The 11,283-nt window shown below is 44.3% G+C and carries 8 protein-coding genes and 2 pseudogenes; all 10 read right to left on the bottom strand.

The features are described from left to right. Positions 1-291 precede the first annotated feature (291 nt). The 10 genes and pseudogenes from AC4II3_RS09150 to AC4II3_RS09105 all read right to left on the bottom strand — a co-directional run bounded on the left by AC4II3_RS09150 (position 292) and on the right by AC4II3_RS09105 (position 11,149). Positions 292-1,326: a D-alanine--D-alanine ligase family protein gene (locus AC4II3_RS09150; RefSeq protein WP_488012315.1), complete on the bottom strand. Its 1,035-nt coding sequence runs from the start codon at positions 1,324-1,326 to the stop codon at positions 292-294. Positions 1,327-1,374: 48 nt separating this feature from the next. Further along, a pseudogene (locus tag AC4II3_RS09145) lies at positions 1,375-1,665 on the bottom strand (sodium/proline symporter); the annotation flags it as partial. A gap of 103 nt (positions 1,666-1,768) precedes the next feature. Further along, positions 1,769-2,887 (bottom strand): annotated as a pseudogene (locus AC4II3_RS09140) (sodium/proline symporter); the annotation flags it as partial. Between the two features lie 151 nt (positions 2,888-3,038). Continuing rightward, complete coding sequence (locus tag AC4II3_RS09135; protein ID WP_488012313.1) at positions 3,039-4,016, bottom strand: DMT family transporter; 978 nt, start codon at positions 4,014-4,016, stop codon at positions 3,039-3,041. A 289-nt stretch (positions 4,017-4,305) separates the two neighbouring features. Further along, entirely contained in the window at positions 4,306-5,442 is a 1,137-nt protein-coding gene (locus AC4II3_RS09130) for an NAD(P)-dependent oxidoreductase (protein ID WP_488012311.1), read from the bottom strand. A 47-nt stretch (positions 5,443-5,489) separates the two neighbouring features. Beyond that, complete coding sequence (locus tag AC4II3_RS09125) at positions 5,490-6,818, bottom strand: ATP-grasp domain-containing protein (protein WP_488012309.1); 1,329 nt, start codon at positions 6,816-6,818, stop codon at positions 5,490-5,492. Positions 6,819-6,889: 71 nt separating this feature from the next. After that, the gene (locus AC4II3_RS09120) at positions 6,890-7,723 is read right to left on the bottom strand and encodes an O-methyltransferase (RefSeq protein ID WP_488012307.1); all 834 of its coding nucleotides are present in this window, start codon (positions 7,721-7,723) and stop codon (positions 6,890-6,892) included. Between the two features lie 11 nt (positions 7,724-7,734). After that, a complete protein-coding gene (locus AC4II3_RS09115; RefSeq protein WP_488012305.1) occupies positions 7,735-9,066 on the bottom strand; it encodes a sedoheptulose 7-phosphate cyclase in 1,332 nt (443 codons plus the stop codon). A 1,630-nt stretch (positions 9,067-10,696) separates the two neighbouring features. Continuing rightward, a complete protein-coding gene (locus AC4II3_RS09110; protein WP_488010834.1) occupies positions 10,697-10,888 on the bottom strand; it encodes a hypothetical protein in 192 nt (63 codons plus the stop codon). A 3-nt stretch (positions 10,889-10,891) separates the two neighbouring features. Continuing rightward, on the bottom strand, positions 10,892-11,149 hold the full coding sequence (locus tag AC4II3_RS09105; RefSeq protein WP_488010836.1) for a hypothetical protein: 258 nt from the start codon (positions 11,147-11,149) through the stop codon (positions 10,892-10,894). Positions 11,150-11,283: the final 134 nt, after the last annotated feature.

Below are 11,283 nucleotides of genomic sequence, written 5' to 3'. Positions count from 1 at the left end.
GCATCTTGTGGGTGGAATGGGCATCTTGCCCGAACGGGCATCTTGTGGGTGGAATAGGCATCTTGCCCGAACGGGCATCTTGTGGGTGGAATGGGCATCTTGCCCGAACGGGCATCTTGTGGGTGGAATGGGCATTTTGCCCGAACGGGCATCTTGTGGAATGGGCATCTTGCCCGAACGGGCATCTTGTGGAATGGGCATCTTGCCCGTTCGGCGATCTTTTCGCGCGGGCAGGATGCCCACCCCACTCATATTCATTCTTTGGATCAGCAACCCCGTTCTCTATTCCGTTTACGCAGCCTTATCAACTAACGTTTCATCAATCGCTGTCATCAACAAATCATTTACAGATATCCCCAATGCTTTGGCCATAGAAGCAATCACACTTTTAGGAGAAAAAGAACAATACAACCCTGCTTCTAGAAACCAAGGTTGCCCCTGTGGGTCGATACGGAAGTCAAAAAGACTGTAGTGGCGACAGCCCAACGCCTGATGACACCTCTTGGCTACTTCCTGAACTGGCTCTGTTAAAGGGTCACTAGGGTCTACCATCCAAGCCTTAACACCATCCTTAGCAGTCAAACTCAAGTCGCCATCTTCTGTTCGTTTTAGTTTATCCTCATAGTTGCGAATCGGGTGGTCATGGGAATTCACCAGATACTCTTCCAGGGGTAAACCCACTAACTCGCCGTCCTTGACAACGATTCCACATCTGACTTCTCTACCCAGTTCAATGTACTCTTCCACTAAGACCTCATCTGAATGTTCAAATGCTGTTTTCAGGGCAGTGTCATAGTCAGCGACATTTTTGATTAAAGCTACTCCGCAAGAATTATCAGAACTAGCAGGTTTGATCACTACTGGCGGCTTAATGGTGGGAATGTCTCCCTGGCGAAGTAGTTCTCCAAAAGGTACTTTAACTCCTGCCGCTGCCACAATCGCTTTAGCTCTGGCTTTATGGGCAGTTAGTGCCATCAAATCTGGGGTATTGCCCACATAGGGAATATTAAGCAAGTCCAATAGGGCACGGTATTCAGTCATGCCAGGAATGCAAAACATTTGTGGCAGCACTAGGTCAATACTTTGTGCTGTTATGAACTTTACAGCCTCAGAGAGGGACATGGGTTTGGCTGCGGCGATGTCTTCGCTACTGAGGGATGAGGGAAACCGCCATTGGCGATCGGGGGTGATGTAGGCAATATGAAATTCGTAGAGGGCAGGATTTGTCGTTGCGGCAATACAGTCTTGAGCGTAAAGGCGTGACAAATCGCAGTAAAAGTCATTGTCTGCAGAGCCAACTAAATGAAGAATGCGAAGTACTGACATAAATAATCTACTCTTATAAAGAACTAAACTAAACAACTAAAAACCCAATTATTTAGGATGTTTCAAAAACTGAGCAATTCCATAGACGGCTATTCCTGCAGCCATACCTGGAAGCACTTCATAAATAGCACTGGACAAATCAAGTCCTAAATTCCAAATCAAAGCTGTAGCAATCCCAATTCCCATCATTGCGATCGCTGTGATGAGATTAACAGGTCGCTGCCAAACTCTCAAGATTAATAAAGGGCCCAAACCTGAAGCCAAAGCCGACCAAGAAAAAGTCACTAAAGCAAAGACATTGTTATTGCCAAGTAGGGCGATTACCAAAACTACTGCTGTTAAGCAGGTGCACAAAATTAATTACACATTTTGCAAAACTCAAAGCCTTACGATGTAAGGGTTACAGAGATTCGTAGTAGGAAATTAATTTTGTTTAGGTGCTTACAGTTAGGGTTCCTACCTTTGCGAATTTGTAAGATTTAGCTGCAGCCGGAAAAATATCTTGGGTTAGGGCAGCTGAACAAGAGAGTATTTGAGAATCTGCTGTGGACATAGTGGCAGAAAACAGCCCAGCAAGCATCAATCCCACTAAAACTACTGGTAACAATTTCAACGATAGGTAAGGAAGTGCCAATTCTGGATCCCCCGAAGCCAACAAATCCGGCATCAGCACTCGCCCTGTTAAGCCAATACCCATAGCCGATATCGAGGTTACTAACCCCAAAGCAGCTTTGAGATTTCTGGCAAAAGCAATGTTGTCCGCTGAGTCAATCGCCATAGCGCGCACCATAATGTGGGGTTGTCCCACCACACCAAAACCAGCTACTACCCAACCAATAAAGAAAGGCGCAAATCCCCACGGTTGCTGAGAAGAATTCCAGTTGATTAAAGCTGGATCAATGCCTGCCAAAGATTGCCACAGTTGCTCGGTTCCACCACAACTCGCAACCGCCACCACTAACAACACTAACAAGGAACCGATCATGATTATTGCTTGTAGAGCATCGGTCCAAATTGAGGCGCGAATTCCCCCAGAAAAGCAGTAAATGACGACAATTACTGCTCCTATAATGATGCCTAAATTATAGTTCCATCCGAACACAGCATTGAGTGCTTTGCTTCCTGCTACCAGTTGGGCTGCGGCGTAAGAACCTAGAAATACAATAGTAATTATAGCAGAGATAATAGCAATGAAACGGGATCCTTTCATATTTTGACTGAGAAAGGAGGAGACAGTATCTGAAGCGGTTTCCTCAGAGAGCTGTCTCAACCGTTTGAAAATAAAATACCAAGCAAGATAGTCGCCAATTGCCCAACCAATCGTCAGCCAGAGAGAGGAAATCCCTATTTTGTAGGCAAAACCTACTTGACCGATGAATAATAAACCACTTTGACCAGTTGCCATTGCTGATAGTGCTGTCAGCCAAGGGTTGACATTGCGACTAGCCAGTAAATAATCGGTAGTGGTATTTTGTTTGCGGGTTGCCGAGTAAATGCCCACTGCTGTAAATAACAGCAGGAAGATGATAAACGTGAGTGCAATCCCAACTTGTTTAGGCATTATGTTTGTTTAGGGGTTAATGAGCGATTGCTAGGGATGGTTAATCTTATTGACTAAATCTATGCTCATTTGATTATATGGCACTACAAATGTTTAATGTTAATACTTCGATGTTTCTAATATCAAATTTTGATAGATGCAGTAGTTAAACTCAATTATTAGCAGATTCAATTGCAGGTTTAATAGCCGATCTGCTAGAAATCGCCAAAAACATTCCTACTAATATCACCACAAAGCTGACTAAGGCTAAAAAACTAAGAGGTTCTGATAAAATCGCCCAACCTTCCAGGGCACTAAAAACAGGAACAATCAACCCAACTAGGCTAGCAAACCCTGAAGATATCTTTTTGAGGCAATAAGTCCAAAGTCCTATACCCAACATTTGACCAACGACGGCTAGGGCGATTACTGAAAACCATCCAGTTACGGAACTAGGAAAAAGTTGCTCTTTCGCAAAGACAGTAACAGGCAATAGCAACAGAAAACTGGTTGTTGAAGACCAAGTCATAATTGTCACAGAGTTAAACTTAGTGCGAAGTTGCTCTGCGATTAATGGGTGTACCCCAAAAAATATTGCTGAGAGTAAGGCGGCGAAATCCCCTAGTAGTTGTGGGCCTATTCTAAATGACAACAGGGCATTTATTTCTAGTAACGCCATTCCAGCGAACGCAACCAACATACCCAGGATAAATCGACGGTCAAAGAGCTTACCAAAAGCTAGCCACCCTCCTAAGATAGTAAATATCGGAATGAAATTATGAATAATGCTAGAGTTAGCAACGCTGGTCTGGGTTAAAGACCAAGTCCAACATATTGTACCCATCGCTAAAAGCAAACCATCGGCAATCAGTAGCCTTGTTTCTGATCCCAGATGAGTTTTGTTTTTTTCAGGTTCAGCGTCCTGCTTGTGCTGACCCGCATTTAACCAGCTATTCAGTATTACAAAGGCAACAGCCGCAATCCAAAAACGATTAAATGCCGTAGCATTTGGTCCTATTTCTAATTCACTCAAACGGATAAAGATTGGTGATAAAGATAGACAGATTAGGCTACCTAATAATGCAGCTAAAGAATCTATTGGAAATGAATAGAGGTACTGTATCCGTGATAATTTACCTTGAGCATTCATCTTTTTTAGAAATATTTATTAAAAATAAATAGCATAAAAAATAAAAAATGTAGCTATTTATAATAGCGCATTCAGTCAGGGCTTAATGTTCATGCTAGCTATTAGGTAATCAGTCCTGAGATTATGCTTGCAGGTTACAAACTAAATTTCGACAATGATAAATAACAGGATAAAGGTGCTGAAAACAACTGTAATCTAGACTTAATTATCTATAAAAGAGCTAGCATTTACAGATGCTGACAAACCTTACCAGCGGGGTAAGCTTAGATATATGTAATGATTATCAATATTAATTTAGACTGCGGAATAGCCAGTGTAATCCTAATTGAAAAAGGTTGCTCCCTAGCACTAGGACTAACACAGCCAACACAGAGAATATCCCTTTTTTGCTCGTAGAATCCTCTATCCCCGTGGGGGTAGACTGGGGTTGCGGTTGGGTGTCACTGGAGATTACAGGTAGAGCGGCTTTAGCGATCACTCCAGCTCGCTCTTCTTGCAGGCAGCGGACTTTGGTGGTAGCGTAGTTAGACCAACCCCGTCGCTCTGCTTCTTCATAGTCTTTGACTGTCAAGCTTAAGTGGTTAACAGAGATATTACTCTGATTAGCCATCCCTAGAGCAATCCGCAAATCTTTATGCAGTAGTTTAACCGTAAAGGCTGGGTGCTTAGAGCTGTCATCACAGCGCCGGGAAAACCAATAGTGGGGTAAACCGTGGATGTCCCCAGCACTCTGACCAAAGGATCCAAACCGCAGGGTATCCCAAATAATTTCTAGGGGTATGCCTTGGGCTAAACCTAAAGTAATTCCTTCACTCACGGCTTGGACTGCAACAGCATTTACTGCGTTGTGGATGAGTTTGCATTTAGTCCCCGTGGTAATCTCTCCACAGTAGAGAACTCGATCAGCCATAAGTTCCAGGATAGGCTGCACTCGCTCAAAGGTTACTTTTGAGCCACTGGCCATAATTGCTAAACCCATACCACCTTTGGTTTCGGCACCTACAGGGCAATCATTAAAGGGGGCATCTAACATTTCAACCCCCAGTTGCTCCATGGCTTGATGAAGTCTGAGTATGGTTTCGGGAGAGTTGGTGGTAAGATCTATATAGACACTGCCCGAACGCAATCCTTGAGAGAGGTTCTGCGGACCCTCTAGCACGGCTGTGATCACATCGGCTGGAGTTGGTAGGGCGGTAAAGATTATTTCCGAATAAGTGGCAAGTTCGGCACAACTCTGGACAATGCAGGCACCTAAAGGCTGCAACTGAGCCATGGCATCTGGATTGATGTCGTAGACATAGACCGAGTAGCCATGGGCTAGAAAATTAGCGGCTTGTCGCCCTCCAATATTGCCGCAACCGATGATACCGATGGTGGGATGATTGAGGGTAGATTCCCTGTCCGAAGTGCTGTTACTTGGTAACATATATTGCTCAACTTTTTTGATAGGGCGAATAGTAAGCCGAACGCTATTTAATCCCCACCCAATTCTACTAACTTACCAATATTAAAATCAATCCTTACCCAGCCTTTTAGTTTCCGTAAATTCTCTAATAAGAGTAATGTAATTTGCCAATGGGGTACGGTTAAAAAGGGTAAGGGATCGTTGACTTGAAAAATGGCATCTGTACCCTTGACAATCTTTTGAATCCACCCTTGTAAAGCTGACCATGACCTGATCTCAGTCAGCCGCCAAATTTCATGATAGAGCCAGTAAGTTGGCTTACTGTCAGGGCGGGGCACAATCGGTAGTTCATTTTCATCCTCACTATCTTTAAGATAAGCATCTGCTAATCCTGGATGATTGTAAAACATGGTGATAGCAGAATGGGTGCGAGGATTACATTCAATGGGATAGACGGTGCCGTCTTCGGTTTGAATGAAGTCAAAGGAAATTTGTCCTGTCAAATTTAATTCCTTGACAAACTTCTCCACCCATGAATATATATTAGGTTTATCAAGATGCTGATAATTGACTTGGAAGGGAGACGATGGGGAACAGCAGTGAAGTCTAATTTTTCCCTTGCGGACTGTACTGTGGGTGCAATACTCCTGACCGGTAATAAACTCTTGCATTGTCCAAGGGTTTTCCTTTGTAATAGGAAGATTTTTGACATAATCTTCCATTCCTTCAAAGGGAAACTTGGTCATGTCTAAGCGAGAGACTGAATCATACCGAATGCTTTTGAGAATATACCGACTCCCATCTGCTTTGAAGTCAAAATCCAGAATTTGTTGTGGATCGGTAATTAGGAAAGACTTTGGTGCTGATAATCCCAAACAACGGGCTTGCTCGCACAATGTAAATTTGTCGTCTAACATCTGGGTGATGTCAGGAGAAAAGTGGATGACTTCGCAGTAGGGGGAGAGTAACGTTCCAGCGACGGAATCATAATAGCTCGCTACTGGGCTAGATACGGGAATGAAGGCATCAATGTTTTCTTTTTGAACAATTTTTAGTAAGGCTTGGGAATAACCATTGGGATATTTTTCTGGTGCTGGCACGGTATAAAACCCTTTAACCGCATTAGAAAATCGGTGACCAGATAGCCAATATTTATGAGTTTCAACTAAAAAGACATTGTGCCCAGACTTATGAAAAGAGCGAGCCAGTTGTAGGGCTTTGGTCATTTTGCCCCCGGTAATCAAAATGTTTTTGGAACCTTCAACAGGTATTCGTCCTCTGCGAAATGGAGAAGTTATCCAATTGATTACTAGGGAAATAAAGACAAGAGTGGCATTCAGAGGTAAGGCAATTAACAGTAATGTTAAGGTGCCGATATTTTTTAGGAAAGCAATCATTATTTACTAGGGGAAGAACAAGGCAATGGAGCTGTTCATTGCCTTTTGTTTATTGTCTGATCGTAATTTATCTAGGTGCGTCGGATGATAGTTAAACCATCTCGCAACGGTAGTAACACTTGTTCGACTCGGGGGTCATCCGCTACAAACCGGTTAAATTTAGCGATCGCACTTCCATTGGCAGTCTGTTGCTCTGGGGGTAAATAAGGTTGTCCCTGAAGGAGTGTATTATCCACACAGATAAAGCCACCAGGAGTCAATACATCCCTGTCTAGCAAGACCTTGAAATAATCGACATATTCCTTCTTATCAGCATCAATAAACACCAAATCAAAGGATTCCTGGGCATCTGCCAACTTTTCTAAGGTTTCCAAAGCGGGAGCGACTTCCACCTTAATTTTGCTGCCGTGGGGGGATGCTTCAAAGCAAGCACGGGCAAAGTCGGCCACATATTGATCGACTTCACAGGCAACCAAGTCCCCATCTTCAGGCAAGGCTTCTGCCATGGCTAGAGCAGAATATCCAGTAAACATTCCGACTTCTAGGATGCGCTTGGCCTTAGTCATGTAGACAAACAACTTGAGGGTTTGTCCCTCAATATGCCCAGAGAGCATCTCTTGCTCCAACTGGCGCACGGTTTCTTCATCTGAGAAAAGCTTGCTCCAATCTTCTCTTGCCGTTTTCTTGGCTAAGGCCGCTAGGGCAGGAGACTCTGGAGTCGCACATTCTTCAAGGTAAGGGTCGATTCCAGCGGCTAGGGCTAGTGCTTGTTGGAGAGACGCCATCAGAGCAGCGGGTACTTTCTCCTGTTCGGCCATCTCCACGATCCCTTCCAGCTGTTGGACTAAAATTCCTAAGGGAGTTACGGGCCTTGGAGTTGGGGGACTTTGTAGTAGGTTACTCATTTTTACTCCTTTTATTCAAGGCCGAGGTCGCTGAGGTACATTTCTGTGCCTTTTCCATCATCAGGAAAAGAAGAACATAATTGCTTATGCTTGTCAATGGCTAGTTGTAGCAATCCTGACGATACTTCTTGAGCGTAATCACAGGAACCAATCCCTGTCGGCAATGGAGCCCACAAACCCCCTTCTCCTCGCTTGCGCCGCATATTTTTCTGACCTTCAAGCATCAGGTCAATATCTTCTAGGATGGGGTGGTAAACAGACAGACCGAGAGAGCGACACAAAGCGATAATGCGATCGCGTTCTTCTGGTTTGACCCAGCCCATCTCTGCAGCTAAAGTCGCGCCGAATGCCATGCCAATGGTGACAGAATGACCGTGCATTAATTTGGCAGCAGGTTCAAAGCGAGGACTCCAGGTGTGACCATAAGCGTGGGGACGGTCTTGGTAAGTCTCGAACATATTTGTTCCTTCATGCTTCATGTAGGAAAACAATGCCCGATAGATGACTGTATCAGCGATCGCTGCGAGTTTCTCATCGCCATCTATGGTCGCAAAGTGAGTTTCCACCAAGCGCGGACCGTATTGTTCCATTAACTCAAACAGAACCAGATCATCGGTGACTGCCATTTTAATAATTTCTGCCATACCGTTGCGGACGTGACCTGTCGCCAAAGTACGGAAGAAACTGCGGTCTACCAAAGTCATTACTGGAGGATGATAGGATCCAATGCTGTTCTTGAATTGGGCACCGTTGGTGCAAGTGCGGGGGGATGGACCAGCATCGATAGCAGCCACAACCGTGGTTCCGACCATAATATAAGGAGTGCGTCGGTGCTGCAGGGCGCAGGCAAGTCCAGCTACGTCACTCAGCACACCGCCGCCTACCACTAGTACCGGTTCGTTGCGAGATACGTCGCAGCCATCTTTACCTAAAAATTTCAGCAAGCGGTGGACGGTTTCGGGAGTTTTGTCAGATTCCCAAGCGCGGCAAGCCTGCAACTTTAGAGGAATTTCATATTCCTCGAAGTAGCGGCGAATTGAAGCTCCGTAAAGCTCATCTACGGTCTGATCCACAATTGCCACACAACGACCGCGACGACTGTAAACCTCTGCCAAGGTGGGATTGGCAGGGTTGAAAACTCCGTCTACTAATTTAACTGTTGCCTTTAGCGCATAGGTAGCAGAGATTTCAAAAGAGCGACCGTCTCCACTAGCAGCGATTTCTCCATGACCGGTGTACCACTCTGAGGTGCGGTACTTTTCTGGATGGTGGAATTGGATAATCTGCTCTGACTGTGAAGGAGAGAGCTTTAGTGATTTTGGATTAGGTTTAGCTTGAACCATAATTGTGTTGTTTGGAGATTGCTTGTTTGGATGTACCGACTGCTATGGAAGAATTTACATGGCAAGGCAGATTTATAGGTATATTTCCGTCCCGCTAGCCCCCCAATTTGCCGGTGCGACTCGCGGCGAATTTAATTCGACGACTGCAAGGGCACCGGGGCAGGGAACAAAAGCCTCAACTTCACCCAAAATTAGGGAAGCAACGGGGGATTTACCAAAACCAGACCATTTAAATTCATTCTTGAATGTCTTTATGCAAAGCGCGAGTGGGGAAAACTCCTTTTGGCCGCACTGCTAGTCACTCATGGTGGGGGAACCCCCTTTGGCGGCGCTACCTCGCTGCATTGCTTGAGCAACGCTAATTTTACATTTTCTTTAGATTTGCTTTGTCAAGAGTGACTAGCTTAACCTTAGCATCGCTACTTAAGTATTGTAACAAAAATTTACAAATTTTCCTAGGGGTAGCGACAAATTTTTTTAGAAAACTGTATTTCTAAGAACAGACTTAATGAACGGTAAAGGTTTAAGACAACCGGAGCACTGCACTGCAAATGATGGCAACACAGGCATGATGACAAGCCTCTTCTAGGGTGAAGGGGGTCATTCCTTGTGGTTGACATTAGGCGGTCATCCTATTAAGATAAGTATTTATTACTACTAACCTGCTGCTCGGGCTAACCCCACTCACAGTAGCCATACTCGTAATCATCACCCTCCTCAATTTCCGATTGCGACCAGTACAGCTGTTGTGCTATTACTGCCGTTTCAATCGTGGAGAAAATAGGTAGGGAGATGGTCAGGTGGTCATATGGGGATAATTTTCGACAAGCGATGCAGCGAGGTAGCGCGGTTTTGAGGATCCCCCCCATGAGCGAGTACCGGCTTTGTTTTACGGGTTTTATTGATTAGCAACTGCATCAAGAAATAGTCATAGTCGGGGTTTTCGGCAAATTTGATCAACACTGATTTTTGCTACTTAACATTTCTTTACCCACGTCAGTAGATTAAAGCAGACTAATTAGTCTGGTGTCAAAGGCACTTATTAGCTAATTTTTAATCAAATTTAGTTTTATTTAGCCATTTACCTATCCTTATATCCTATTATCTCCGAAAATCATTAATTTATTGCTTATGAAAGCTGTATTTACTGTGGTGAAAGGGACTGAGGTGGTTCACGCTTTCCAAATTTTGTTCAGGGTAAACACATTTTAGTTAAAAATACCTACTGAATATGAGAGTCATATTCAGTAGGTATTTTTGCTTATTAATTCTGATTAAGGTTTCTAGACTATAGATGGGTTTGCCCATGGATGTTGTTAAGGGTTTAGATCCCCTTCATCGTCGTTGAACAGGCCGTCAGACGCATTGCCCCACCTGGCCGTAGGCCACGCTACGCGAACGTTCAGGTGGGGGTTAGTGCGATCGCTTTTTGAGTTTGTAGGGTGGGCAAAAAAAGTTGGGTTCAAATCAGGATTATAGATATATAGAACTTTGCCCACCCTACAATAATTCTTTGTACTGTTCGCGTAGCGTGCGCGTAGCGCATAAGCTGATAGCTGTTCGCGTAGCGTGCGCGTAGCGCTTAAGCTGATAGCTAATAACTGATAGCTCACAGCTGACAGCTGATTCCTTACGACTCTTCTTCTATAGGCTCGCCGTGATCAAAAATAATAATAAATTCGGCATCGGGCATCAACCGTTTCAAAGCCTTTAAATGGCCTTCTGCATCGGAACGCTTGCGGAAACGAGCAACAACGACCCGTTGCATCTTCGATAACAGCCTAATAATTACCCATGGATGTAGGCGTTGATGGTAAGACATAATCTATGTATCTCCTGTTACTGGGGACCAAGAGCCAGCCACACCGGCCTCGCAAAATCCGTTGGCTGGCTCTTCCCGTGGACGTTTAACGACCACCGTTTTATTATAGCACAAATAATCTTTAATTATAACATATTTTTTAAATTTTTGTAAAAAATTGGAAGTAGGGAACAGGGAACAGGGAATAGGGAGTAGGGAATAGGGAGTAGGGACTTCGGAGCAGGGACTTCGGAGCAGGGAGCAGGGAATAAAAATTATCACATTTTATTTAGGTACTAAAAGTTCCCACTAATTAATTAACTAAATTAGTGGGAAATAGTGTGATGATCCTTTGGAGCCGCTAAGCGATTGGCCGTAGGCCACGCTAAAAGCGATCGCATTTCCCGATTCTTAAT

The sequence above is a fragment of the Moorena sp. genome, assembly GCF_982860115.1.
The sequence above is the reverse complement of the archived record's forward strand: the minus strand, read 5'-3'. Positions and strand labels throughout refer to the sequence as shown.